Annotated in this window: 27 protein-coding genes; 20 read left to right on the plus strand and 7 right to left on the minus strand. The window is 56.4% G+C overall.

Translation table 11 applies throughout. The features are described 5' to 3' along the window. Nucleotides 1-91: 91 nt before the first annotated feature. On the minus strand, nt 92-757 hold the full coding sequence (locus tag ACIGEK_RS02175; RefSeq protein WP_397491739.1) for a fumarylacetoacetate hydrolase family protein: 666 nt from the start codon (nt 755-757) through the stop codon (nt 92-94). A gap of 159 nt (nt 758-916) precedes the next feature. Further along, nucleotides 917-2,311 (minus strand): FAD-binding oxidoreductase, encoded by a 1,395-nt coding sequence (locus tag ACIGEK_RS02180; protein WP_397491740.1) that lies wholly within the window; start codon nt 2,309-2,311, stop codon nt 917-919. A gap of 185 nt (nt 2,312-2,496) precedes the next feature. Between ACIGEK_RS02180 and serA the strand changes: the two genes are divergently transcribed. Further along, nucleotides 2,497-3,726 carry a phosphoglycerate dehydrogenase gene (serA, locus tag ACIGEK_RS02185; protein ID WP_397491741.1) on the plus strand — a complete coding sequence of 410 codons (1,230 nt, stop codon included), beginning with the start codon at nt 2,497-2,499 and terminating at the stop codon, nt 3,724-3,726. 62 nt (nt 3,727-3,788) lie between these two features. On the opposite strand, the gene ACIGEK_RS02190 is transcribed toward serA, so the two are convergent. Beyond that, nucleotides 3,789-4,223, minus strand: coding sequence for a DUF4399 domain-containing protein (locus tag ACIGEK_RS02190; RefSeq protein WP_397491742.1), 435 nt, complete (start codon nt 4,221-4,223; stop codon nt 3,789-3,791). A gap of 36 nt (nt 4,224-4,259) precedes the next feature. Beyond that, nucleotides 4,260-4,775 (minus strand): DUF523 domain-containing protein, encoded by a 516-nt coding sequence (locus tag ACIGEK_RS02195; protein ID WP_397491743.1) that lies wholly within the window; start codon nt 4,773-4,775, stop codon nt 4,260-4,262. A gap of 222 nt (nt 4,776-4,997) precedes the next feature. On the opposite strand from ACIGEK_RS02195, the gene ACIGEK_RS02200 reads away from it, so the two are divergent. Further along, nucleotides 4,998-5,555, plus strand: coding sequence for a DUF6160 family protein (locus ACIGEK_RS02200; protein WP_397491744.1), 558 nt, complete (start codon nt 4,998-5,000; stop codon nt 5,553-5,555). 83 nt (nt 5,556-5,638) lie between these two features. Here the strand turns inward: ACIGEK_RS02200 and ACIGEK_RS02205 are convergent, their stop codons facing one another. Then, a complete protein-coding gene (locus tag ACIGEK_RS02205; protein WP_397491745.1) occupies nt 5,639-6,271 on the minus strand; it encodes a 2OG-Fe(II) oxygenase in 633 nt (210 codons plus the stop codon). Nucleotides 6,272-6,392: 121 nt separating this feature from the next. Here ACIGEK_RS02205 and ACIGEK_RS02210 point away from each other — a divergent pair, with 121 nt between their 5' ends. Next, a complete protein-coding gene (locus ACIGEK_RS02210) occupies nt 6,393-7,160 on the plus strand; it encodes a hypothetical protein (protein ID WP_397491746.1) in 768 nt (255 codons plus the stop codon). Here ACIGEK_RS02210 and ACIGEK_RS02215 read toward each other — a convergent pair whose 3' ends face one another. Then, on the minus strand, nt 7,161-8,093 hold the full coding sequence (locus ACIGEK_RS02215) for an alpha/beta hydrolase (RefSeq protein ID WP_397491747.1): 933 nt from the start codon (nt 8,091-8,093) through the stop codon (nt 7,161-7,163). It abuts the gene before it with no gap. 85 nt (nt 8,094-8,178) lie between these two features. Between ACIGEK_RS02215 and ACIGEK_RS02220 the strand changes: the two genes are divergently transcribed. The 3 genes from ACIGEK_RS02220 (at nt 8,179) to ACIGEK_RS02230 (ending at nt 10,505) form a co-directional block, all read left to right on the plus strand. Further along, nucleotides 8,179-8,787, plus strand: coding sequence for a DUF6436 domain-containing protein (locus ACIGEK_RS02220; protein ID WP_397491748.1), 609 nt, complete (start codon nt 8,179-8,181; stop codon nt 8,785-8,787). Nucleotides 8,788-9,006: 219 nt separating this feature from the next. After that, on the plus strand, nt 9,007-9,777 hold the full coding sequence (locus ACIGEK_RS02225; protein ID WP_397491749.1) for a hypothetical protein: 771 nt from the start codon (nt 9,007-9,009) through the stop codon (nt 9,775-9,777). Nucleotides 9,778-9,794: 17 nt separating this feature from the next. Then, a complete protein-coding gene (locus tag ACIGEK_RS02230) occupies nt 9,795-10,505 on the plus strand; it encodes a methyl-accepting chemotaxis protein (protein WP_397493065.1) in 711 nt (236 codons plus the stop codon). Here the strand turns inward: ACIGEK_RS02230 and ACIGEK_RS02235 are convergent. Next, complete coding sequence (locus ACIGEK_RS02235; RefSeq protein ID WP_397491750.1) at nt 10,495-11,523, minus strand: AraC family transcriptional regulator; 1,029 nt, start codon at nt 11,521-11,523, stop codon at nt 10,495-10,497. The genes ACIGEK_RS02230 and ACIGEK_RS02235 overlap by 11 nt on opposite strands. A 115-nt stretch (nt 11,524-11,638) precedes the next feature. Between ACIGEK_RS02235 and ACIGEK_RS02240 the strand changes: the two genes are divergently transcribed. The 14 genes from ACIGEK_RS02240 to ACIGEK_RS02305 all read left to right on the plus strand — a co-directional run bounded on the left by ACIGEK_RS02240 (nt 11,639) and on the right by ACIGEK_RS02305 (nt 22,629). Beyond that, on the plus strand, nt 11,639-14,014 hold the full coding sequence (locus tag ACIGEK_RS02240) for a penicillin acylase family protein (RefSeq protein WP_397491751.1): 2,376 nt from the start codon (nt 11,639-11,641) through the stop codon (nt 14,012-14,014). Between the two features lie 15 nt (nt 14,015-14,029). After that, nucleotides 14,030-15,523, plus strand: coding sequence for a M20 family peptidase (locus ACIGEK_RS02245; RefSeq protein ID WP_397491752.1), 1,494 nt, complete (start codon nt 14,030-14,032; stop codon nt 15,521-15,523). A 109-nt stretch (nt 15,524-15,632) separates the two neighbouring features. Next, nucleotides 15,633-15,983: a hypothetical protein gene (locus ACIGEK_RS02250; protein ID WP_397491753.1), complete on the plus strand. Its 351-nt coding sequence runs from the start codon at nt 15,633-15,635 to the stop codon at nt 15,981-15,983. A 122-nt stretch (nt 15,984-16,105) separates the two neighbouring features. Then, entirely contained in the window at nt 16,106-16,633 is a 528-nt protein-coding gene (locus ACIGEK_RS02255) for a hypothetical protein (protein ID WP_397491754.1), read from the plus strand. A 98-nt stretch (nt 16,634-16,731) separates the two neighbouring features. Further along, a complete protein-coding gene (gene rpsU / locus ACIGEK_RS02260; RefSeq protein ID WP_397491755.1) occupies nt 16,732-17,010 on the plus strand; it encodes a 30S ribosomal protein S21 in 279 nt (92 codons plus the stop codon). Nucleotides 17,011-17,104: 94 nt separating this feature from the next. Further along, nucleotides 17,105-17,614, plus strand: a complete 510-nt coding sequence (locus ACIGEK_RS02265; protein WP_397491756.1) for a hypothetical protein — start codon at nt 17,105-17,107, stop codon at nt 17,612-17,614. A 92-nt stretch (nt 17,615-17,706) separates the two neighbouring features. Further along, nucleotides 17,707-18,411, plus strand: a complete 705-nt coding sequence (locus ACIGEK_RS02270) for an HNH endonuclease (protein WP_397491757.1) — start codon at nt 17,707-17,709, stop codon at nt 18,409-18,411. An 85-nt stretch (nt 18,412-18,496) separates the two neighbouring features. After that, the gene (locus ACIGEK_RS02275; protein ID WP_397491758.1) at nt 18,497-19,153 is read left to right on the plus strand and encodes a hypothetical protein; all 657 of its coding nucleotides are present in this window, start codon (nt 18,497-18,499) and stop codon (nt 19,151-19,153) included. Between the two features lie 89 nt (nt 19,154-19,242). Continuing rightward, on the plus strand, nt 19,243-19,887 hold the full coding sequence (locus ACIGEK_RS02280) for a DUF2971 domain-containing protein (protein WP_397491759.1): 645 nt from the start codon (nt 19,243-19,245) through the stop codon (nt 19,885-19,887). Nucleotides 19,888-19,972: 85 nt separating this feature from the next. Beyond that, a complete protein-coding gene (locus ACIGEK_RS02285; RefSeq protein WP_397491760.1) occupies nt 19,973-20,446 on the plus strand; it encodes a hypothetical protein in 474 nt (157 codons plus the stop codon). A gap of 81 nt (nt 20,447-20,527) precedes the next feature. After that, the gene (locus ACIGEK_RS02290; RefSeq protein WP_397491761.1) at nt 20,528-20,998 is read left to right on the plus strand and encodes an HAD family hydrolase; all 471 of its coding nucleotides are present in this window, start codon (nt 20,528-20,530) and stop codon (nt 20,996-20,998) included. Between the two features lie 138 nt (nt 20,999-21,136). Continuing rightward, nucleotides 21,137-21,721: a DUF6151 family protein gene (locus ACIGEK_RS02295; protein ID WP_397491762.1), complete on the plus strand. Its 585-nt coding sequence runs from the start codon at nt 21,137-21,139 to the stop codon at nt 21,719-21,721. Between the two features lie 93 nt (nt 21,722-21,814). Continuing rightward, on the plus strand, nt 21,815-22,222 hold the full coding sequence (locus tag ACIGEK_RS02300) for a DUF4345 domain-containing protein (protein WP_397491763.1): 408 nt from the start codon (nt 21,815-21,817) through the stop codon (nt 22,220-22,222). Nucleotides 22,223-22,320: 98 nt separating this feature from the next. Further along, the gene (locus tag ACIGEK_RS02305) at nt 22,321-22,629 is read left to right on the plus strand and encodes a chorismate mutase (RefSeq protein ID WP_397491764.1); all 309 of its coding nucleotides are present in this window, start codon (nt 22,321-22,323) and stop codon (nt 22,627-22,629) included. The last annotated feature ends 116 nt before the right edge of the window (nt 22,630-22,745 follow it).

Consider the following 22,745-nt stretch of genomic DNA (forward strand, 5'->3'; position numbering starts at 1 on the left):
ACTAGAGAGCAACGCTTAAGTTTCTGTAAACCGCCAGGCCAGCGGGCACCTCCAGGTGTCCATTAACCAAGCCTGACGGATCGAAACGTGGTTAGAGCGCGCGACTCTCGAAGCGGCTGTGGCCAACCAACTCGAGCACCAGCTCATCGCCCTTGTGCAGCGGGCCGACGCCCACTGGCGTGCCGGTGAGGATCACATCACCCGGCTGCAGGCTGAAGTGGCCACAGATGTGCTGGATCATCGGCAGGATCGGATTAAGCATGTCGCGGCTGTTGCCGTCCTGACGCACTTCACCGTTGATCGCCAGGCGGATACCGATATCGCTGAGGTCTTCGACTGCATCACTAGGCACGAAGGGCGCCAGCACGCAGGCACCGTCGAAGGATTTGGCTGTTTCCCAAGGATAGCCCTTGGCCTTGAGCGTGGCCTGTAGGTCGCGCAGGGTCAGGTCTAACGCTGGGGCAAAGCCAGAAATGGCATCGCGCACTTCCTCGGCATTCGGCGTACGCGACAGCGGCTTGCCGATCAGCACGGCGATTTCCGCCTCGTAATGCACGTCACCCTTACCCTCGACCAGGGTAAAGCCGTCATCCAGCGGCACCACACAGCTACCCGCCTTAATAAACAGTAACGGCTCGGTCGGCACCGGGTTGTTCAGTTCTTTGGCATGCTCGGCGTAATTACGGCCGATGCACACCACCTTGCCCATGGGAAAGTGGATATGGGTGCCATCGACATACTGATGCTGGTAGCTCATAAGCAACTCCTGATGGGAATGCATGACGCCGCTCGTTGTGCGAGCAGACGGCGTAGAGCGGTGGCCCGCCCTACGATCTCAATTGTTGATCGCCCATGGTGGACGAACCTTCACGGGCTGTCGTTTCGACTAAAGGCGCAATCAACAGCCACCAAGCCGTTAGAGCGGGAAGATTTTACCGGGGTTCATAATCCCGTTCGGGTCAAACACCGCCTTGATCGCCTTCATATAGCCAATCTCGGCTTCCGAGCGGCTGTAGGTCAGGTAATCGCGCTTGGTCATGCCCACGCCATGCTCGGCGCTGATCGAACCGTTGTACTTCTGCACGGTCTCGAACACCCACTTGTTGACGGTGGCGCACTTGGCGAAGAACTCGTCCTTGGACAGGCTCGAAGGCTTCAAGATATTCAGGTGCAGGTTGCCGTCGCCAATGTGGCCGAACCAGACGATTTCAAAATCCGGGTAGTGTTCGCCGACGATGGCGTCGATGTCATGCAAGAAGGCCGGCACCTTGGAGACAGTGACCGAAATATCGTTCTTGTACGGCGTCCAGTGGCTGATGGTTTCCGAGATGTACTCGCGCAGCTTCCACAGGTTCTGCAGCTGCTGCTCGCTCTGGCTCATCACGCCGTCCAGCACCCAGCCCTGCTCGACGCAATGTTCGAAAGTGGCGAGGGCCGCTTCGGCGACTTCTTCGGTGGTGGCTTCAAATTCCAGCAGGGCGTAGAACGGGCAATCGGTTTCAAACGCCGCTGGCACGTCACCACGGGCCATGATCTTGGCCAGAGCCTTGTCGGAGAAGAACTCGAAGGCAGTCAGGTCCAGCTTGTTCTGGAAGGCGTGCAGCACCGGCATGATCGAGTCGAAATCTGGGGTGCCGAGCACCATGGCGGTGAGGTTCTTCGGCGCACGGTCCAGGCGCATGGTGGCCTCGACGACGAAGCCCAGGGTGCCTTCGGCGCCGATAAACAACTGGCGCATGTCATAGCCGGTGGCGTTCTTGATCAGGTCCTTGTTCAGTTCCAGCAGCTCGCCGGTACCGGTAACCACCTTCAACCCGGCGACCCAGTTACGGGTCATGCCGTAGCGAATGACTTTGATCCCACCGGCATTGGTGCCGATATTGCCGCCGATCTGGCTGGAACCGGCCGAAGCGAAGTCAACCGGGTAATACAGGCCCTTGTCCTCGGCGAACATCTGCAACTGCTTGGTCACCACGCCCGGCTGACACACCGCGGTGCGGTCGAATTCGTTGAAGTCGAGAATCTGGTTCATGTAGTCGAAGGCCACGACCACTTCACCATTGGCGGCCACGGCACCAGCGGACAGCCCGGTACGGCCACCGGACGGCACCAGCGCGACCTTGTGCTGATTGGCCCAACGGACGATGGCCTGCACCTGCTCAATGCTCTTGGGGAAGGCAATCGCCAGCGGCGCTGGGGCGAAGTGCTTGGTCCAGTCCTTGCCGTAGGTATTGAGGGAATCGGCATCGGTGAGCACCTTGCCGGGCTCAACCAGGGTCTTCAGCTCTTCGATCAGCGCAGGGTTGGTCATCTACGGAACTCTCAAACGATTCATGGTCACCCTGAGCACGCTTCATCTGCCAGGGTAGGTGTTTCGCGGGGCTCGTATGCTAGCATACGCCCCCCGTGAATCGTGCCCCCGAGCCGATCTGCGGGCTGCGGCCGGCGGCGTTCGGCCTCTTCCCTGACACTATTTGTGGGACAACAGGTACTCCGATGAGCAAGACCTCTCTCGACAAGAGCAAGATCAAGTTCCTTCTTCTTGAAGGCGTCCACCAGAATGCAGTGGACACCCTGAAGGCCGCTGGTTACACCAACATCGAGTACCTCAAGGGCGCACTCTCCGACGACGAGCTGAAAGAAAAGATCGCCGACGCGCACTTTATTGGTATCCGTTCGCGCACCCAGCTGACTGCCGAGGTCTTTGACTGCGCCAAGCGCCTGGTCGCCGTCGGTTGCTTCTGCATCGGCACCAACCAGGTTGACCTCGACGCCGCCCGCGAGCGCGGTATCGCTGTGTTCAACGCACCGTACTCGAACACCCGCTCGGTGGCCGAACTGGTGCTGGCCCAGGCCATCCTGCTGCTGCGCGGCATTCCCGAGAAGAACGCCTCCTGCCACCGGGGTGGCTGGATCAAATCGGCGGCCAACTCCTTCGAAATCCGCGGCAAGAAGCTGGGTATCGTCGGCTACGGTTCGATCGGCACCCAACTCTCGGTACTCGCCGAAGCCATGGGCATGCAGGTGTTCTTCTACGACACCGTGACCAAGCTGCCGCTGGGCAACGCCACCCAAGTCGCCAAACTGCATGACCTGCTGGGCATGTGTGACATCGTGTCGCTGCACGTGCCTGAGCTGCCATCCACCCAGTGGATGATCGGCGAGAAGGAAATCCGCGCCATCAAGAAGGGCGGCATCCTGATCAACGCCGCGCGCGGCACCGTGGTCGAGCTGGATCACCTGGCCGCTGCAATCAAGGACGAGCACCTGATCGGCGCCGCCATCGACGTGTTCCCGGTCGAGCCGAAGTCCAACGATGAAGAGTTCGAAAGCCCGCTGCGTGGCCTGGATCGCGTGATCCTGACCCCGCATATCGGTGGTTCGACTGCCGAAGCGCAGGCCAACATCGGCCTGGAAGTGGCTGAAAAGCTGGTCAAGTACAGCGACAACGGCACCTCGGTTTCCTCGGTCAACTTCCCCGAAGTGGCCCTGCCGGCTCACCCAGGCAAGCATCGCCTGCTGCACATCCACGAGAACGTGCCCGGCGTGATGAGCGAGATCAACAGCGTGTTTGCAGAGAACGGCATCAACATCTCCGGCCAGTTCCTGCAGACCAACGACAAGGTGGGTTACGTAGTCATCGACGTTGACGCCGACTACTCCGACCTGGCGCTGGAAAAGCTGCAACACGTGCGCGGCACCATCCGTAGCCGCGTATTGTTCTAAGCGCTGCTGCGATACGAAAAAGGGAGGCTTCGGCCTCCCTTTTTCATGCCTACGGTAACGTCCTACTTCACCGTTACGTTGATCGTCTTGGAGATCACCGGTGGATCCAACGGTATGTGGTTCTTGTCACCCACCAGCAGCTGCAAGGTGTGCTTGCCTGGCGGTAGGGTCAGTTCGGTCTCGGTCTGACCCTTGCCGAAATGACGCACGTTGTCGGTCATCGGCAACGGCTGGTCCATGGCCGGCGCCTGCTTGAGATCAATCAGCAAATGGTGATGACCGGTCTGCGGCACATCAACACCGGCAGGTGCCACGCCCATGCCCTTGAGGCCGAACTTGACGGTGAATGTCTGCCCTAGCGTGGCGCCGTCAGCTGGTTCGATGAAATACACCGCCGCATCCGCCGGTGCACTGCTGCGCGGCATCTCTGCCCAGGCTGGCGACACGGCGCTGAGCAAGGTTGCGCAGAGACCGAGTCCAATCACTAAACTTTTCATAGTCACTCCTTCAGGTAAACGTCCCTGAAGTCGACCCTAGGCCGTATTGATCGTTCCACTTGCGCCGCGCTCCAACTCCGCCAGCGCAACCTCAGCGGCGGGGAACTCCTCTTCACTGAACACCTGCACGCCCATGCGGCGCAAAGCGGCGGCTGTCACACCTTCACCCGCAACCTTGGTGCCGCTGAAACTGCCGTCGTAATTTTCCCGATTGCCGCACGAAGGGCTGCGTGCCTTGAGCAGCGCAAGTCGAATGCCATGCTGCGCTACCAGGGCCAGCGCCTGTTCGGCACCTGAAACAAAGGCAGCTGTCACGTCTTCCCCGTCCACAGTCATGACTGCAAGCAGCCCGTCGAGCACCTTAGCCCCCTGGCCCCCACGAATTTCTGCCGGCGCACGCGGCGTTGGCAGGCCGCCGGCGACTTCCGGGCACAGCGGCACAATTCGCCCCTCGTGCTGCCAGCGTTCAAGCACCGTGAACGGGCCATGGGCGCCGCCGTCATAGCGCACGCGCTGACCCAACAGACAACGGCTCACCAGAATCTTCTGCATTGCTCACTCTCATTCAGTCACCCGCCGTAACACCGCCAGGTTACTGCGCTTACTGGCCGCCGATCAAAGGGACGGGTTACCGCGCGGATTGCCAAGCGCTTCACGCAGACCACGGCATCCGCGCACAACGTCGGCCTATCCTTCGGCGGGAAGCGCCCCGGCCCGATGGCGCGCAGGCCAGGCCAGGCACAGACTCTCGGCACTCTAGTCGAGGACGCACACATGCATCGCTCCCTTCGCCCCCTTGCTCTATCACTCGCTGCCAGTCTTGCGGCCTACGCCCTGCCGAGCCAGGCCGCCCTGCTGCCGATGGATAACCAGAGCCTGAGCGAAATCAGCGGCCAGGCCGGCATCAGCATCCGCGCCGATGTGCTGGCAACTATCAATCAGGTGCGCTGGACGGACGATGGCGGCCACGCCTCGCTGCGCAATGTGAAAATCGACAACGGCTGCGTCACCCCGGCCAGCTGTCCGAATGGCTCCGGCGGCAGTTTTGCCTTCGGCGCCGCACAACTGGGGCTGACCCTGCCGATATTTGGCGTCAACCTGCCCACCCTGAAGATCGATATCGTCACCAACGCCAGCGGCAAACAGCAGTTGCAGCTGACCCTACCCGACCTCACCACCATCAATGATCAACTGGTGGCCAGCGGTATCCCGGCGCAACGCATTCGTGTGCGCGTAGCCGCTGATATGTACGTCGGTGAAAGCCGTCTGGGCAGCATCGAAATGCGCGACATTACCGATCTGCGTGGGACTTTTAAGGTTTGGGGCCACTAAGAGCCTGCTCACCAACTGCTGCGCGTCGGCCCTGCTCCGTAAAAACAGGCTCGATAGACCGTGAACAGGCTCTAACGCTAGGGCTACAGCGGCCCGTCGCCGCGCCTACGAAACCAGCCGGTCAACGACAGCCGATCACGAGTCGCCGGCAATACTTCATGGGGCATATCGGCTGAGAGAAACACCAGCAGGCTGCCCGCCTGGGGCAGCACATCGCGTATCTCGCCATTCGGCAGATACAGACGCAACGCCCCGCCCTCCTCAACCTGCCAATCCTGATTGAGATAGAGCACCGCCGAGACCGTGCGGCGATCATTGTCGCGAAAGCGATCCAGGTGCTTGAGATAAAAAGCCCCCGGCGGATACAGGGCAAAGTGGCTTTCGAAGTCCTCCAGCCCCAGGTACAGCCCCTGATTAAGTGCCTGGCGTAGCCCTTCCATGATCGCCATGTACTGATCGCTGGCCTCGTCTTGGCCAGCTTCAAGCCATTGAATGCGGTCGCCGCGCACCCCTTCGCTGACCACCACCAGGGTGCCGCGACCAACACTGGCAGGCACCAGCGCACCGGCGGCAGCGCGTCGATGGCACTCTTCGGCCAGATCGAGGGTCAGAGTAGAGGGTGTAAAGAGGGGGTGCAGTGACCAGCCGTGTTCGGCCAGGTCGTCGATGATGCGCGCCAGGCACGCACTCAGGTTATCGCCAGACAGGGTTGTCAATTATTGCCCCAAGGAATGAGTACCTGCATGCAGCAGGGCGACGATTCTAGCAGGCCGCGACTGCACCTCGACAAGCGCCCACTGCCCATCGAAAATAGCCGCCTTCCTGAATGGAGTTCCTATGCGCGTCACCTCACTGTTGTTGACCCTGCTGCTCAGCCTGCCGGCCCTGGCGGACGATTACCTGCAGCTGTATCAGGCTGCCGGCTGGTCGCAACAGCGCATGCACTTCAGCGACGCATTGCAGGCCGCCCAGGAACGCTACCGCAACAGCCTGCCGCCAGCGGTGCACCAGGCGCTGGTGAACAACAGCAACCAGCGTTTTGCCGCCGCAGCCGTGGATCAACGCGCCCAGCAGGGCCTGCGCAACAACCTCGGCGAACCGGGCAGCGCCTTGCAGTTCTTCCAATCGCCACTGGGGCGCAAGGTTGTCGACGCGGAACTGCTCGCTACCCGCAGCGACCAACTGGCGCGCTATGCCAACGGCCTGCCGCGCAGTGAAGCCAGCGCCACCCGGCGCCTGCTGATTCGCCACCTGGCCCAGGCCCTGCCGGCCAAGGAAGCCGGTGCGGAAGTCAGCCTGGCCCTGGCTGGCGTAGCCGCCGACAGCCTGAGCCAGATGCTCCCCGGCCTGCTCGGTGGTGACAGCGCCCAGGCCCTGCTCAATGGGCAGCGCCAGCGCCTGATGGAACAGATCGGTGCGGATCTGGATAACACCCTGCTCCACGTTTACCGCGAGCTGAGTGATCCGGAACTGGAAGAATTTGTCAGCTTTGCTCAGTCAGAAAGCGGCAAGAGCTACTACCAGGCCGCTTTGGCCGCGATCCGCAGCGGCCTGGCGGTTGGCCAGAGCAGCACTAGCCTGGCCCCAGCGCCGCGCGGTATTTGATTAGCTCAAGCGCTGGCTCAGAAACTCGAAATAGCGCTGACGCAACTCGACAGACTCGTTGGCCAGGTGATGCCGCGCCTCGGCCAGGCGCAAAATCTGCGGTGCGGCGAACTTATCCTGCAGCACCTTAAGGTTATGCCGCCAGGCCACGGTCAGATCCGCCTCACCTTGGATGATCAACGGGCTGCGTGTACTGCGCGGTGCCGCCTCGATACGCGGCACCCATTGGCTGAGCGCGCCGACCCAGGCAGTCGGCAGGTTGCGCGGCTGCAGTGGGTCCTGGTGATGGACAAAGTCGATAAACGCCGCGTCGCTTGAGTTGACGCTGAAACGCCGGGGAATCTCGCTGACAAAGCGCTTCATGATCCGGTAACTGAACTGCGACCAGCCCCAGGCACGCGGGCGCACCAGCGGCGCCAGCAGAATGGTCTCGCCGATTTCAGCGCCCGGTGCGCCATTCAGCAGGTAGTCGATCAGGATTGCCCCACCGGTGCTCTGCCCACACAGGTGCCAGGGCTGCGGCAGTTCAAGCGCGGCGGCTTCAGCCAGCACCGCCTGCAGCACTGCCTGATACTCGGCAAAATCCCCAATGCTGGCGCGCGCGCCGCTGGACAAGCCATGCCCCGGCAGGTCGAAACTCAGCACAGCAAAGCCCATGCCCAGCGCCCACTCGATCACATGGCGATACAGGCCAACGTGGTCGTAGTAACCATGCAACAGCACCAGGGTGGCGCGCGGCTGCTCTGGCCACCAGACCTGTACGGCGACCTGGTAGCCGGCCGCCTGAATCGTGCCCATACGGCTGTGCGCCGCCCACGTGTCGCTAAACCCGTAGAACTGCCGATAAGCCTGCTCAGCCGGTGACAGGGCAACGGCTGCGGCCAAGGGTCGCAGACTGGCAATCAGACTTTCCGGCTGAAACGGCGCTGGCATAGGGCTTCCATCGATTAAACGGGTTAGTCACAGGCCATCCAGGCCCATGCAATCAGGTTGCGGATATTCAGCTGTCGCGCCAGTCATGGCAAGCTGCGCGCCTGTTTGCCGAAGGCTGCCCATGACTCGACCCACGCGCAAGACCCTACTCGCCAGCCTGCTGATTCTGCTCTGGGCCGCCGCCATGCTCGCCGCCTACTGGTGGTATGAAGCACGCTACCTGCGCAGTTTCAGCGAGCAGACCGCGCTGTTCTACGGCGAACAACTGCGCCTGCCTGACGAGCTGGCCGGCCCCGGACCGATCCGTCTGGTGCACTTCTGGGACCCAGCCTGCCCGTGCAATGTCGGTAATCAGCAACACCTGGCCGAACTGATCGAGCGCTTTGCCCCCCAGGACGTGAGCTTTTATGCCGTGCAAAAGCCCGGCAGTACAGGACAGCTGCCCAGCACTCTGAGCGCCCTGCAGCCGCTGACCGAACTGGCGGGCAGCACGCAGATCCCCGCCAGCCCGGCCGTGGCGATCTGGGACCGCAATGGCCAGCTGGCCTACTTTGGCCCCTACAGCGAAGGCGCCACCTGCACCTCCAGCAACAGTTTTATCGAGCCCATTCTCGACGCCCTGGTACAGGGCCGCCCGGTCAACGCCAGCAACACCCTGGCGGTGGGTTGCTTCTGCGATTGGCAGAGCAACTAGTCCGTACCTAACGCCCCCTGCATAACCCGCAGCCTCAGCCTGATGCCGTCACTTTAGCTAAGGCTTGCTGGCGCCTCGGTAAAACTTGTACTTAATTCAGCAAAAACTGTACAAGGCAACTAAAATGTATAACTTTCAAGCTGACGCATTGCCCTGCGCTACCAAGGATGACTGCCATACTTCATCAGGATCGCCACATTACTCTCCGAGTCTTTCGCCATGTCTAGCCGTCCTTCCCCTCTTGAGCTGCATTACCGCAAAGCAGACCGGATCATGCTGGGCGTGCTCTGGCTGATGTTTCTCTATTCACTTGGCCTGGCAGCCTGGCACGGCACCTGGGGGCAGGCGCTCCTGGTGGGTGGCGGTACAGTGGCAGTAATGAGCTTGTTGCAGCAGATGATTCCCGGCCGGCGCTTACTGCGTTGTGCGATAGGCGCTGCATTCATGGTGATGTCAGCGCTGCATATCAACCAAGCTGGCGGCATGCTGGAGATGCACTTCGGTATTTTCGTGCTGTTGGCGTTTTTGGTGTATTACCGCGATTGGTTGCCGATTGTGGTCGCCGCCACGGTAATTGCCGTGCACCACTTGAGCTTCTTTGCCCTGCAATCGCAAGGTGCCAGCGTGATGGTGGTGGCGAATGGGAGCTGGCCGATCATCTTCCTACATGCGTTTTACGTCGTGCTGGAAAGCGCGATTCTGATTTACCTGGCTCTGCAAACGCACGCCGAGGCGGTCGAAGGTGCAGCGCTGATGCAAACCGCCGAGAAACTCACCGAGCATGATGATGCCATCGACTTGAGCTACCGCAGCGACGCAGCGGGCAAAGTCAGCAAGCGCTTCAATCACTTCCTCGACACCCTGGACGAGCTGGTCAGCGAAGTGATCAAGGACACCCAGGGCCTGCAAAAATGGGCGATAACCTGGCACAAGCCACCGGTCATCTGCGCAGCGGTGCCGACCGCCAGCAGGGCGAAATCGTTTACATGAGCTCGGCCATGCAACAGATGAGCAGCGCCATCGATGAAGTCGCCGGCCACGCGGATGGCGCTGCCAGTGCTGCGCAAACCGCCAACCATCAAGCCGCCGAAGGCAGCCGCTCGGTCAACCATGTGCGCAGCGAGATCGGCAAACTGGCCGCGCAGATCGATGTCACCGAAAGCGAAGTGCAGGCCCTGGCAAATCAGTCTGAACAGATCGGCAAGGTACTGGAGGTGATCCGTTCGATTGCCGAACAAACCAACCTGCTGGCGCTCAATGCCGCCATTGAAGCGGCCCGCGCGGGTGATCAGGGCCGTGGCTTTGCTGTGGTCGCTGATGAAGTGCGTAACCTGGCGCAGAAAACCGCCCTGTCTACCGCCGAGATTCAGCAGATCATCAGCCGTCTGCAACAGGGCAGTCGCCAGGCGGCCTCGGCCATGCAGCAAAGCCGCAACAGCGTGCGCAGTTGCGTGCAAGACAGCCAGGCTACTGCCGAGTTACTCGGGGCCGTAGCGCAGGACATCAGCGCTATTACCCAAATGAATGAGTTGATTGCCGCCGCCACCCACCAGCAGGCGGCGGTCAGCGCGGAGGTCAGCCAGCACCTCACCAGCGTGCAACAGGTGGCAGAGCAGAACCTCACTGACGCTCAGGAACTCAGCCGTGATGGTCAACAACTCAGCCAGCTAGCCGAACGGTTGAGCCGTCTGAGCCGGCGCTTCCGCGTCAGCAGTTAGTGCGGTAACCCAGCGGCGTCGAGCCTTGCCAGCGTTTGAAGGCGCGGTAGAACGGCGACAGCTCGGCAAAGCCGCAGGCACGGGCTACTTCACGGATGGCCAGGCCGCTGTCGAGCAGAACCTGGGCACGCAGACGGCGGACTTCATCGTGCAGCTGACGGAAGCTCTGCTGCTGTTCGGCCAACGCTCGCTGCAGCCCACCAACGCTGTAACCGAGTGCAGTGGCGCAGCTGGGCAAGTCGCACAGCTGCGCACCGAGGTTGACCTCCAACCAGTAGCGCACGCGGTTGAGCAGCTGGTTTTCCTCAAGCTCCGCCAACTCCAATTCCGCCTGCGCCCAGAGCACCGCAAACAGCCGCGGATTGGCGCTGCGTGATGGCCGGGTCAGCCAGGCGCGAGGGAAGATCAGCGCATCATGCGCCTGAGCAAAACACGGCAGCAGGCCAAACAGCCGAAGATGCTCACTCAGCCGGCGCGGTGCAGGGTGACGAAAATCCACGCCGTCGAGCATAAAGCCACCGTCGCTGACGCTGGCCAGCATCTTCTGCAGCAGCAGCGCCAGGCACTCCATCTGCTGCCGCAACGAACCTACGCCACGGTAATTAAGGTCGAAGATCAGCCGCGCCTGCTCGCCTTCCAGCTCCAGGCGTGCAGCAAAACCGCCGGAGAGAATGTGCTGAAAGCGCACAAAGCTTTCCAGCGCCTGGCCTAGATCGCGGCTAGCCAGTAGCAGGTAACCAACCACATCCATCGGCCGTGGCTGCATGGTTTCGCCCAAGTGCAGACCGATATCGGCATCACCGCTGATAGCTTCCAGCGCTTGCCAAAAGCGCGGCGCATTGTCGTGGTCTTCACGGGCATTGAGTAGCGGCGGCGCTAGCACGGTGCCCTGGTAGGCCTGGCGATAGGTGTCGGTCGGGTCCAGCCCCCTCTCAGCCAGCGCCTCGTACAGCAGGCGACGCAGGGTCGAGGAATGGGTCAGCGCACTGGCGATACTGTTGTGCGGGTCGTGATTCATACAGCCCTCTTTGATTGACCAAAGACTTTCATTCTTGCTGTATTTGGTCAATGCCGCCGCGACAATCCGCCCGCACAATGGCGGCGCTGATAAAACCTATAACAAGGAAAACCCCATGAATCGCACCCTGACTGCCCTGGCCCTGATTGTTGCCGCCACCGCCGCTGGCGCTTACTGGTATATCGACAGCAAGCAACCGCAACGCGCCGGCGAGCTGCAACTGAGCAACCTACAGGCCGCAGTCACGGTGGACTACGACGAACGCGGTGTGCCGCATATCCAGGCGCAGAACGAGGCCGATATGTACCGCGCGCTGGGTTATGTGCACGCTCAGGATCGCCTGTTCCAGATGGAAATCCTCCGCCGCCTGGCCCGAGGTGAGCTGGCGGAGATTCTCGGCAGCAAGCTGGTCGACACCGACCGCCTGTTCCGCACACTGGGCATCCGCGAGCACGCCGACCGCTACGCGGCGAAGATGGACATGAACGCCCCGGCGAGCCAGGCGCTGCAAGCCTACCTGGACGGCATCAACCAGTACCAAGCCAACCACTCTGCACCGATCGAATTTGATGTACTGGGTATAGAGAAACGCCCCTTCACCACGGCTGACACCCTGAGCGTCGCCGGCTATATGGCTTATAGCTTTGCGGCGGCCTTCCGTACAGAGCCGGTGCTGACGCATATCCGTGATCAGCTGGGCGCCGATTACCTCAAGGTCTTCGACCTCGACTGGCACCCGCAGGGCGTGGTCGGCCAGCAGCTTGCCGCCAGCGACTGGCAGGATCTCAATGCCATCGCCGAGTTGAGCCACGCCGCGCTACTGGATGCCGGCCTGCCACAGTTCGAAGGCAGCAACGCCTGGGCTATCTCCGGCAGCCGCACCGCCAGCGGCAAACCGCTGCTGGCCGGCGACCCGCATATCCGCTTCGCCGTGCCGTCGGTGTGGTACGAGGCCAATCTGAGTTATCCCGGTTTCAGCCTGTACGGTCACCACCAGGCGCTGAACCCGGTCGCGTCGCTGGGGCATAACAAGGCGTTCGCCTGGAGCCTGACCATGTTCCAGAACGACGACCTCGACCTGATCGCCGAAAAAACCAATCCGGATAATCCCAACCAGGTCTGGTATCGCGGCCAATGGGTCGAGCTGCAAAGCCGCGAAGAGCAGATCACGGTCAAGGACGCAGCGCCGGTCAACCTGACCATCCGCCGCTCGCCCCACGGCCCGATCATCAACAGCGCTCTGGGTGAGACTGTCGGCAGCACACCGATTGCCATGTGGTGGGCCTTCCTGGAGACCGAGAACCCGATTCTCGACGGCTTCTATCAACTCAACCGCGCCAGCACCTTGGATAAAGCACGCAGCGCGGTGGAAAACATCGAAGCACCTGGGCTGAACGTGGTGTGGGCCAATGCCACGGGCGATATCGGCTGGTGGGCGGCGGCGAAACTGCCGCGCCGTCCCGCCGGGGTCAACCCGAGCTTTATCCTCGACGGCAGCAACGGCGAGGCGGAGAAAGACGGCTACTTCCCGTTCAGCGCCAACCCGCAGGAAGAAAACCCCGCGCGCGGCTATATCGTCTCGGCCAACTACCAACCCGTATCGCCGACCGGCATGGAGATTCCCGGCTACTACAACCTGGCAGATCGCGGCCAACGCCTCGACGAACGCCTGCGCGACAACAGCGTGAAGTGGGACCTGCAGAACAGCCAGGCGCTGCAACTGGAACCCGGCACCGGCTACCCGCAGCGCCTGCTTGCCCCGTTGGCCGCTGATCTACGTGCCGCCGCCAATGGCAACGAAGAGCAGGCGCTAGTCGAACAACTGCTGAGCTGGGATGGCCAACACCAGGTCGATACCACCGCCGCCACGCTGTTCAACCAGCTGGTTTACCAACTGACGCGTGAAGCCATGGCCGATGAGCTGAGCGAGGCCTTCTTTAGCAATCTGCTGCAAACCCGCGTACTCGACAGTGCCCTGCCGCGCCTGGCCGCCGATGCCAGTTCGCCGTGGTGGGATAAGCGCGGCAGCGACGCCGTGGAAAGCCGCGCCGATACCGTCAAAGTCGCTTGGCAAGCCAGCCTCGCCCACCTGCGCAGCACCCTGGGCAGTGACAGCGCAACATGGGCCTGGGGCAGCGTGCACACCCTCACCCACAGCCATCCGCTGGGCCAGCAGAAACCGCTGGATAAACTGTTCAACGTCGGCCCATTTGCCGCGCCGGGCGGCCACGAAACGCCCAACAACCTGGCGCAACCGGTGGGTCCTGCGCCCTGGTCGGTGGTCTACGGCCCCTCGACCCGCCGCCTGATCGATATGGCCGACGCCAGCACAGCACTGGGCATTAACCCGGTTGGGCAGAGCGGTGTGCTGTTCGATGAGCACTACAAAGACCAGGCCGAAGCCTACATACGCGGTGAGTATGTGCCGATGCACCTGGACGCCGAGGCGATCAAGGCCAACAGCCGCAGCCAGCTGATTCTGCGTCCTTAAGACAAGGAGAAGGCGATGAAACGTCTGTTACTGCTTTTGCTGATCATCCTGCTCGGCCTGATTGCCATCGTCGTCGGCCGCACCCTGATGCTGCCAGCCGCCGCTTACAACAGCGCGCCGGTCAGCATGCCTGATGGACTGGATGGCCAGCGCGCCGCGGAAAACCTGGCAGCAGCCATTCGCCTGCCGACCCTGTCGCATCAGGTCGGCGCACCGGCCAGCCAACAGGCCGCCAGCGATGCTGCGTTTGCCGGCCTGCGCGAGTGGCTGGCGCAACGCTATCCGCGTCTGACTGCAACCACCGAACCGTTGGCAACCGGTAGCCCGAGCATCCTGCTGCGCTGGCCAGGCAAGAACGCACAACTGCCTGCCGCCCTGCTGATGGCGCACCAGGACGTGGTGCCCGTGGCGCCGGGCACCGAGCAGCTGTGGACTCATCCGCCGTTCTCCGGAGCGATCGCCGATGGCTTTGTCTGGGGGCGCGGCGCCATCGACAGCAAAGGCTCGATGGTGGCGATTCTCGAAGCGGTAGAAACCCTGATCAGCCAGGGCTTTCAGCCGCAACGCGATGTGCTGCTCGCCTTCGGCCACGATGAAGAAATCGGCGGCCACCAGGGCAATCGACGCATCGCCGCACAGTTACAGGAACAGGGCAAACGCCTGGCCTGGGTCAGCGACGAAGGCGGCTTTGTGGTGCGCGGGCAGATCCCCGGCGTCAGCCAGGACGTGGCCGTGGTCGGCATCGCGGAAAAGGGCTACGTCAGCCTGACGCTGCAAGCCAACGCCCAGGGTGGCCACTCCTCGCAGCCGCCGGCCTTCAATGAAACCGCCATCGGCCGTTTGAGCCAAGCCCTGCAACGGGTGGGGGACGCACCCTTCCAGCGCGGCTTCGACGGCCCCACCGGCGACCTGCTGGCCAGCTTCACCCCGGCGCAATCGTTCGGCTACCGATTGATCTTCGCCAACCTCTGGTTGTTCGGCCCACTGGTAGAGCAACAACTGGCAGCCTCCCCGGCCGGTGCCGCGCAAATGCAGACCTCGCTATCACCGACCCTGCTGCGTGCCGGTATCAAGGAAAACGTCCTGCCACCCAGCGCCCGCGCCACCCTTAACCTGCGCATCCATCCACGCGACAGCATCGCCAGCGTGGCCGAACACGTGCGCAACGCGGTGGCGGATGAGCAGATCCAGGTCAAAGTCATGCCCGGCGGGCGCGAGCCTTCGGCGGTATCCGATGTCAGGGGCGAGGCCTATCAGCAGTTTGCCAAAGTGATCAGCGAGAGCTTCAGCAATACCCTGGTCAGCCCCAACCTCACCGTCGGCGGCACCGATTCGCGCTACTACGAGCCGCTGACCGACAACATCTTCCGCTTCAGCCCACTGCTGATGGAACGCGAAGACCTGCCACGCATGCACGGCACCAACGAGCGCGTGGGGATTGATACCTTGGCCAATGCCAGCGGCTTTTATTACCGCCTGCTGCAGAGCCTGAACACCCCAGCCAACTAGGCCGAAATCACGCGAGGGGCGCAACGCCCCTCGCCCGTGCCAAGGCTTGAGCCACCCGCCGGATACAGGCAGACTGCCAGCAGGACACTGCCACCCAGCGGGGCACGATATGGACGTTGTAAAAAGCCTCAAGCCGGGCAAAAACGGCACCAAACGCTATGTCGAACGCTACGGCGACGACCTGATCGCCGTGCGCTACCGCCACGACGCTGAAAAGCAGATCAGCTACACCACCGTCGAACTGATCGTCGAACGCAAACACAAACCACCGAAAACCCGCGCCCATAAGCCCGAACAGGCAACGGCCTTGGTTTTCGTGCGCATCCATTTTCACGAGAAGGACATCCAATCGGCGGTAAAGCAGGCGGGCGGCAAGTGGCAGCCTGAACAGAAGGCATGGTTGCTGAGCTACAAAGCGGCCGTGCAACTGGGGCTGCAAGAACGGATCATCAATAGCTGATGGTCACATATGGATACGAGATGGCCAGATTTGGATACTTATTGCCAGCAGTGGCAATGGTGTGCAGATTTGGATATGTCGTCTAATTATAGTTATGTGCATTTGAACCCTGAAGGCCACCAATGGAAACAAAAGACATATTAAGCCTCTTAATCTCCACAGTGGCTTTAGTAGTTTCAGGCTTCGCTCTTTACTTTTCTCACTGGCACAAACCAGCGAAAGCAATTCTCTGCCTAAACAGCCGGTTATTCGATTGCGTAAACGGACAAAAGAGAGAACTGCATTACACCATTAGCAACAACGGAAGCCAGGAACTCTACATAAAAGAAATTTGCATCCTCAGAGGAAAATCGATGCTAGGCAATTTGCGCAGCGATTCTTCATACCTCGAAATACCATCAGATGAAACAGCTTCATTTATACTCAAAGCGGGCGAAATCAAAGCATTTACTTTAAAGCATGAGTTGAATTATGCGTTACCTCCTGGCTATTTCGAAAAAAAGAACAAATACATATTGGTTTGCCTAGAGATAATTTCGTCAGCAGGCAAACGCTTTCAAATGGTGCATGACATATCGAACCTAGGACCATCTGGTCCGGATATAAAAGATCCAATATGGTCCGGCGTCCCTCTAGGGAAAAATATCTAACCAATGCACATAACAACTGGTTCAAACCGTTCGCTTCGCTCACTGGGACGGGCTAAAGCCCGCCCCTTAACCAAACGTTAGAAGCCAAAGAAGGACAGGTGTCAGTCCATAAAACGCCAACAATGCCAGTGACAGTAAAAGTACAGAATGACGAGTCAATTGATTTAGCGCTTAGAAAATTAAGCAAAAAAGTCAAAAGCGAAATGGATCGGCGCTGGTATAAGCGGCGTTTTGGTTACTATGAGAAGCCGTCCGTGCTTAAGCGGAAGAGCAAGAAAATGAAGAAGCTTACAATCCAGTCAGGTGGCACGTTATGGCTGAAAATTGGATTGAAAGAGCAGTTCTCAAAAAATGGTGGTTCGGCTGCCGGTCGTTAGTCGTGCAATTGGCTTCTAACAACTGGTTCAAACCGTTCGCTGCGCTCACTGGGACGGGCTAAAGCCCGCCCCTTAACCAAACGTTAGGGTTCTTATGCTAAATCCAGTTGCAGTTAATAACCTTGAAACGGAGTGCCGAGAACTATTTTCAAAACTTTCTTCGCTTCAAAGTGAAATTAAAGAAAAATTGTCAGCCTATTCTGATGGGAAAAACCTCAAAGGAAATGAAATTGTTGGCTGGCTAGGCGAAATCTATGGAAAGCTCCTATTTGATGGAAAGCTTGTAGATGACCAAAACGAACACGATTTTGTTTCATCTTCTGGTTCTCTCGTATCAGTTAAAACAAGAAAAGGCTGGGCTTCTGGGTGGAAAAAAACCAGCGCCATTCCAAAGATCGAAGGCGTCGAATGTCCCACACACTTGCTGTTCATCCATTTAAATGATGATTATTCGATTGATCGAATGTGGATATTTGATTGGCATAAAATCATTTCAGAAGAGCGCTTTAAAAAACACATAGTACGAGGTGAACAACGCTCATTTACTTTTACTATTAATGAAGCAAAAGATAAAGGCCATGTTATCTATGCTAAAAAACCCTAACAAGTGGTTCAAGTCGTTCGCTTCGCTCACTCGGGACCGGCTAAAGCCGGCCCCTTAACCAAACGTTATGTTTTACAAATCAGGACTGTGTTGTGACCTTTGAGAAATGGATGAAACTCCGGGGCTTATCGGAGTCCTCTATAAAGAAATACGAAGGTGCTGTCAGCGGCACAATGTCCGAGTGGGCCGTACAAGAGGGACTACTGGATGGACCACTGACTTCAATCCAGAGCTATAGTCAGTTCGAAAAAATAGCTATTGGCTTGCAAAACAATCCAACTTATCAGGAGCGGAATGATCGCGGCCACCACATGTATAGCAGCGCATTAAAAAAGTACACGGAATACTTACAGGAAGGATTTGATTCAGACATAGAATCTGATGTTGAGTCAATATTTCTGGAAAGTAATACTTCAAATACAGAAAAATTGCTGTTGCTAAAAACAAGAATTGGTCAGGGAAATTTCCGTCAAAAACTAATTTCACTTTGGGGCGGCTGCTCCATTACAGGCTATAAAGACCTTTCAATGCTTGTGGCCTCGCATATTAAACCATGGAGCGCATCATCGAACACCGAACGGCTTGATACTTACAACGGTCTGCTTTTGCTGCCTAATCTCGACAAAGCATTTGACTCAGGCTTTATATCTTTTAATGAAGCCGGAAAAATATTAATTTCACCACTGTTACAAGAACCAGGAATTTTAGGCATTAATTCCTCAATGGTGGTCGCTCTTAAGCCTGAACATCAGAAGTACATTAGTTTTCACCGCGATTCCGTGTTCCGTAAAACATAACAACTGGTTCAAATCGCTCGCTTCGCTCACTGGGACGGGCTAAAGCCCGCCCCTTAACCAAACGTTATATTTCAAGGAGGATTACTTGAGCGCCGCAGACCACCAAGATGAAAAAGACGGACTAGACGTCGTACTTAAAATTTCAGTAGCTGGAATTTTATTATCATTATTGATTGCAATTTTATTCTACAGGCACGCTTTCCCCGGCCCTCTATCTTTATCGTCAAATGATTGGTCAGCATTAGGTTCATTTTTTGGAGGTATATTTGGCCCTCTCGTTGCTTTTATTACGCTAATGGCGTTATTAAAAACAATTCGCATCCAGCGCAAGCTATTAGCAACCCAGCAAAATGAATTCAAAAAATTATTTAATTTGCAAAACGAAACATATGAAACCCAGTGCAAGCAACTTAAGCAGGCAGAAGAGCAAGCAAGCACAAGTTATATTTCCAACTATCAATCAACATCCCTCCGAATGCTAGAGCAGCAAATAAGCTTAAACCAAAGCATCATCGAGCGCTGCACGAAAAGCTCTTACGACCTCATTGATCGTTTAGCCTTGCAAAAGCCCGGGGCCACTCAAGGGCAAATAGACCAACTTTTAGTGCAAAAAGAGCAGTCAGAAAAAACAATAAACGAGCTATCACAACTTGCGATAAAGATTTCTCTACAAGAATACAAAAGCATAAACATATTAAAAAAAGATATTTCTGAGGGCTTACTTAAAGCTCTCGAGGCATGAAATATAACAAGTGGTTCAAATCGTTCGCTTCGCTCACTGGGACGGGCTAAAGCCCGCCCCTTAACCAAACGTTAGACACTTGGGTAAAAATGCGCGTCTACCACTTTCTAAAAGAAAAATATGCGATAGAGGCGCTAAAAAATCGTCATCTAAAAATCGCAAGACTAAATGCTTTGAATGATCCATATGAATATTTTCACATGGAGACCGATAATTATTTAGCACGAGTCACTCTAAAGGAGCGCAAGAATCGTGCAAACAGGGAGTACGGACTTCTATGCTTTAGTGCGAGCTATAGCAGCCCTGTCCAATGGGCACATTACGCTGAGTCACATGCGGGCATATGTCTAGGGTTTGAGGTTCCCGACTCATCTCTAATAAAAATCCAATATACAGAAAAGAGAACACCGGGAAGCGAATTCAAAGACTCGCTCGACATCAAGGGATTAGAATTTATTAAACATATGCTTTCAAAGAAACATGCTCACTGGAATTATGAAGAAGAACATAGAATGCTTGTCCGATTTCCCGGGAAAATAATGGACGACAGGCTTATGTTCGAGCCCTTCTCTGAAAAGCTACAGGTCTCAGAAGTTTTGCTAGGCGCCAGAAGCAAGCTCAGCAACAAAGAAATAAAATCTATACTTAGATCAAATAGACTCAATGTTCCCATATCAAGAGTTAATTTATCTGAGAAATCATATAGTATGAAAAAAGTCAGTGTCAGCGTCTAACAATGCGCTCAAATCGTTCGCTTCGCTCACTGGGACCGGCTAAAGCCGGCCCCTTAGCTTAATCGTTATGTGCCTTAGGGGCGTCATGAGTAAACTCTCAAAATTCCTTGCTGCGTCCTTAGCAATTTTCTCCACTTCAGTATCTGCCGATTTTTCCGGTATCTGGCGCATCGAATTTCCAAAAAATGGGACTATTACGAATGTCGCGGACAAATTCGATGTTTACCTAACCCAAGAAAAAAATACCATCTGCGGCTTCCACTATGGCACGGGCCGCGGCACGGCAAAAATAGACTGGGGATGGGCAGATGATGAAAAACCTACAGTCTATGGGCAGGCTATTAGCTCGAACACAGCTAAAGTAACCCTACATAGCAGCCATAGTGACAAGCCAATTGAGGCGTTACTAAGCATCAAAGAAGGCCAACTCATATGGTCATCAAATATCTCTGAAATCGAACTACCGCCAACAATTCCGAAATCAGCAACTCTTACTAAAATCACACCAAAAGGTCATGAATTTCGCGGCCTCAAAAGCTGCAGTGCAAAAGGCACATAACAATGCGCTCAAATCGTTCGCTTCGCTCACTGGGACTGGCTAAAGCCAGCCCCTTAGCTTAATCGTTAGGTTCATCAGAACATGATCGAAATCATCATTCCTGGCTTTAAAAATTTACAAATAGATCACGTAGTTTGCGATTACAACGGAACTCTTGCAGTAGATGGTGAACTATTGCCAGGTGTACGCGACTTGTTAGTTACACTTTCATCCAGTGTGGACATTCACGTTATTACCGCAGATACATTTGGCCTTGCAAAGGCACAGTTATCTGGTCTGCCGACGGCATTGAAAATTATTTCGCTAGATAATCAGTCTGAAGAAAAACTCGAATTCATATCTAAACTCGGGTCAGATACCGTATTCGCAGTTGGTAACGGCATGAACGACAGAAAAATGTTGGCGTCTGCTGCCGTTGGCATAGCATTAATTCAAAAAGAAGGTTCATCATCAGCAACAGTGACAAGTGCCGACATTGTATCCTCAAACATTATTGATGCTTTAAACCTGCTGCTTAATCCAAAACGTCTTATCGCTACACTTCGCTCATAACTCAAACGCGGGTTAGATAACCTTACTAGTGGTTTAAACCGCTCGCTGCGCTCACTGGGACGGGCTAAAGCCCGCCCCTTAAACAAACGTTACACAGCACAGCGCTTATCGTAACCTGGTCAAGGAATGGTGATATCTATGCATCCAATTCAATGTAAGTGTGGTGCCGTTAAAGGCAAACTCGAAAGCATTGGAACCAGCAATCGTCTCATATGCTATTGCACGGATTGCCGAGCGTTCGCACATTTTCTTGGTAAAGCTCCTTTTGTGCTAAACGAACAAGGCGGAACTGAGATCGTTCAAGTGGCTCAACAACACCTGCTTTTCTGCCAAGGGGAAAATCTCATATCGGCAGTACGCCTCAGCGAAAATGGCATGATCCGCTGGTATGCAACATGTTGCGGAACGCCTATTGGCAATACTATGGTCAGCCGAAAAGCTGCATTCATTGGCCTTATTCACAGCTGCCTTGACCGCCAGCAAATGGATAAAGACTTTGGATCAGACGTTGCAGTTTTAAATACTGACACCGCCTTAGGCCAAACGAAGCCAAAGCAACGTGGGCTTCTGGGAGTTTTAGTTCGCTTCATATGGATCGTGGTCACGAACCGCGTCACCGGACGGTACAGAAAATCTCCTTTTTTTAATTCTTCAGGTTTACCTCGAGTAACCCCAAAAATACTGAGGGCTGACGAATTGGATAAGTTGAAGAGTGCCGTATAACAACTGGTTAAAATCGTTCGCTTCACTCACTGGGACGGGCCAAAGCCCGCCCCTTAGCTTATCGTTAGGCTCCAAAGCAAGGAATTACGCAGCATGAAAGGAATTCAGAAATTTCTACTCGCTTCTGGAATATCAGTTATCGCTATAGGTCTTCTTTACGGAATCACCCCTAAAATAATTCTTGAGGGCATCATAGGTTTATCAGTACAAGATAATGAGTTGCATATTTTCCGTGCAATCATGGGCCTGTATTGTGGAGTTGGCGGTTTACTAATCGCAGGCTTTTTTCACAAAGAACACATACGCTCCGCACTTCTGCTTGAAACCGTTTTCCTTGGCGGCTTGGCAGGAGGCCGCGTAATCAGCTTCATAGTGGATGGCAATTTTCATTGGTTCGCAATGCTCGCAACAAGCGTTGAAATTCCGCTGTTCGTAATCTGCGCAGTATTACTTAAGAAACAATCAAATAAAGCACAACAACTCAGTGCAGCTGGAGCCTAACAAGTGGTTAAAACCGTTCGCCCTGCTCACCAGGACCGGCTAAAGCCGGCCCCTTAACCAAACGTTAGGGTCAGAGCAAAAATAGGAGTACGACGCACATGGACGTCAGGTGTAATTCACTAAACGAAGTCCGCGAAAACATCGATAACATAGATCGCAAAATCGTGATATTACTCGCAGCACGCGGTAATTTTGTCACCCAAGCAGCATCATTCAAAAAGACAACAAGTGAAGTAAAGGCACCCAACCGCGTAGAGCAAGTAATTTCAAAAGTCACAACACTTGCACAAGAGCAAGGAGCTAACCCTGCGGTAGTAGAAAGCGTCTATCGTGCCATGATCTCGGCTTTTATTAAGGCAGAGCTTAAAGAGCACTCGCGGCTTAACGAAAATCGTGGGAAACCCTAACAAGTGGTTCAAGTCGTTCGCTTCGCTCACTCAGGGCGGGCTAAAGCCGGCCCCTTAACCAAACGTTATAGCGCAATTGAAGTACAGCAAGATTCGGGTCGGCAGTAGTCGTTCGT

Origin of the sequence: Pseudomonas sp. NPDC079086 (assembly GCF_044542155.1) — a bacterium.
Classification (GTDB): domain Bacteria; phylum Pseudomonadota; class Gammaproteobacteria; order Pseudomonadales; family Pseudomonadaceae; genus Aquipseudomonas.

What these genes read in the sequence shown, in the direction of transcription:
- ACIGEK_RS02235 (WP_397491750.1), bottom strand. Translation starts at nt 11,523, where the DNA reads ATGAATCACGACCCGCACAACAGTATCGCCAGTGCGCTGACCCATTCC.
- ACIGEK_RS02210 (WP_397491746.1), top strand. Translation starts at nt 6,393, where the DNA reads ATGCGCGTCACCTCACTGTTGTTGACCCTGCTGCTCAGCCTGCCGGCC.
- ACIGEK_RS02175 (WP_397491739.1), bottom strand. Translation starts at nt 757, where the DNA reads ATGAGCTACCAGCATCAGTATGTCGATGGCACCCATATCCACTTTCCC.
- ACIGEK_RS02300 (WP_397491763.1), top strand. Translation starts at nt 21,815, where the DNA reads ATGAAAGGAATTCAGAAATTTCTACTCGCTTCTGGAATATCAGTTATC.
- ACIGEK_RS02250 (WP_397491753.1), top strand. Translation starts at nt 15,633, where the DNA reads ATGGACGTTGTAAAAAGCCTCAAGCCGGGCAAAAACGGCACCAAACGC.
- ACIGEK_RS02230 (WP_397493065.1), top strand. Translation starts at nt 9,795, where the DNA reads ATGAGCAGCGCCATCGATGAAGTCGCCGGCCACGCGGATGGCGCTGCC.
- ACIGEK_RS02195 (WP_397491743.1), bottom strand. Translation starts at nt 4,775, where the DNA reads ATGCAGAAGATTCTGGTGAGCCGTTGTCTGTTGGGTCAGCGCGTGCGC.
- ACIGEK_RS02180 (WP_397491740.1), bottom strand. Translation starts at nt 2,311, where the DNA reads ATGACCAACCCTGCGCTGATCGAAGAGCTGAAGACCCTGGTTGAGCCC.
- ACIGEK_RS02215 (WP_397491747.1), bottom strand. Translation starts at nt 8,093, where the DNA reads ATGCCAGCGCCGTTTCAGCCGGAAAGTCTGATTGCCAGTCTGCGACCC.
- ACIGEK_RS02190 (WP_397491742.1), bottom strand. Translation starts at nt 4,223, where the DNA reads ATGAAAAGTTTAGTGATTGGACTCGGTCTCTGCGCAACCTTGCTCAGC.
- ACIGEK_RS02240 (WP_397491751.1), top strand. Translation starts at nt 11,639, where the DNA reads ATGAATCGCACCCTGACTGCCCTGGCCCTGATTGTTGCCGCCACCGCC.
- ACIGEK_RS02200 (WP_397491744.1), top strand. Translation starts at nt 4,998, where the DNA reads ATGCATCGCTCCCTTCGCCCCCTTGCTCTATCACTCGCTGCCAGTCTT.
- ACIGEK_RS02295 (WP_397491762.1), top strand. Translation starts at nt 21,137, where the DNA reads ATGCATCCAATTCAATGTAAGTGTGGTGCCGTTAAAGGCAAACTCGAA.
- serA (WP_397491741.1), top strand. Translation starts at nt 2,497, where the DNA reads ATGAGCAAGACCTCTCTCGACAAGAGCAAGATCAAGTTCCTTCTTCTT.
- ACIGEK_RS02280 (WP_397491759.1), top strand. Translation starts at nt 19,243, where the DNA reads ATGCGCGTCTACCACTTTCTAAAAGAAAAATATGCGATAGAGGCGCTA.
- ACIGEK_RS02265 (WP_397491756.1), top strand. Translation starts at nt 17,105, where the DNA reads ATGCTAAATCCAGTTGCAGTTAATAACCTTGAAACGGAGTGCCGAGAA.
- ACIGEK_RS02255 (WP_397491754.1), top strand. Translation starts at nt 16,106, where the DNA reads ATGGAAACAAAAGACATATTAAGCCTCTTAATCTCCACAGTGGCTTTA.
- ACIGEK_RS02220 (WP_397491748.1), top strand. Translation starts at nt 8,179, where the DNA reads ATGGCAAGCTGCGCGCCTGTTTGCCGAAGGCTGCCCATGACTCGACCC.
- ACIGEK_RS02285 (WP_397491760.1), top strand. Translation starts at nt 19,973, where the DNA reads ATGAGTAAACTCTCAAAATTCCTTGCTGCGTCCTTAGCAATTTTCTCC.
- ACIGEK_RS02245 (WP_397491752.1), top strand. Translation starts at nt 14,030, where the DNA reads ATGAAACGTCTGTTACTGCTTTTGCTGATCATCCTGCTCGGCCTGATT.
- ACIGEK_RS02225 (WP_397491749.1), top strand. Translation starts at nt 9,007, where the DNA reads ATGTCTAGCCGTCCTTCCCCTCTTGAGCTGCATTACCGCAAAGCAGAC.
- ACIGEK_RS02290 (WP_397491761.1), top strand. Translation starts at nt 20,528, where the DNA reads ATGATCGAAATCATCATTCCTGGCTTTAAAAATTTACAAATAGATCAC.
- ACIGEK_RS02305 (WP_397491764.1), top strand. Translation starts at nt 22,321, where the DNA reads ATGGACGTCAGGTGTAATTCACTAAACGAAGTCCGCGAAAACATCGAT.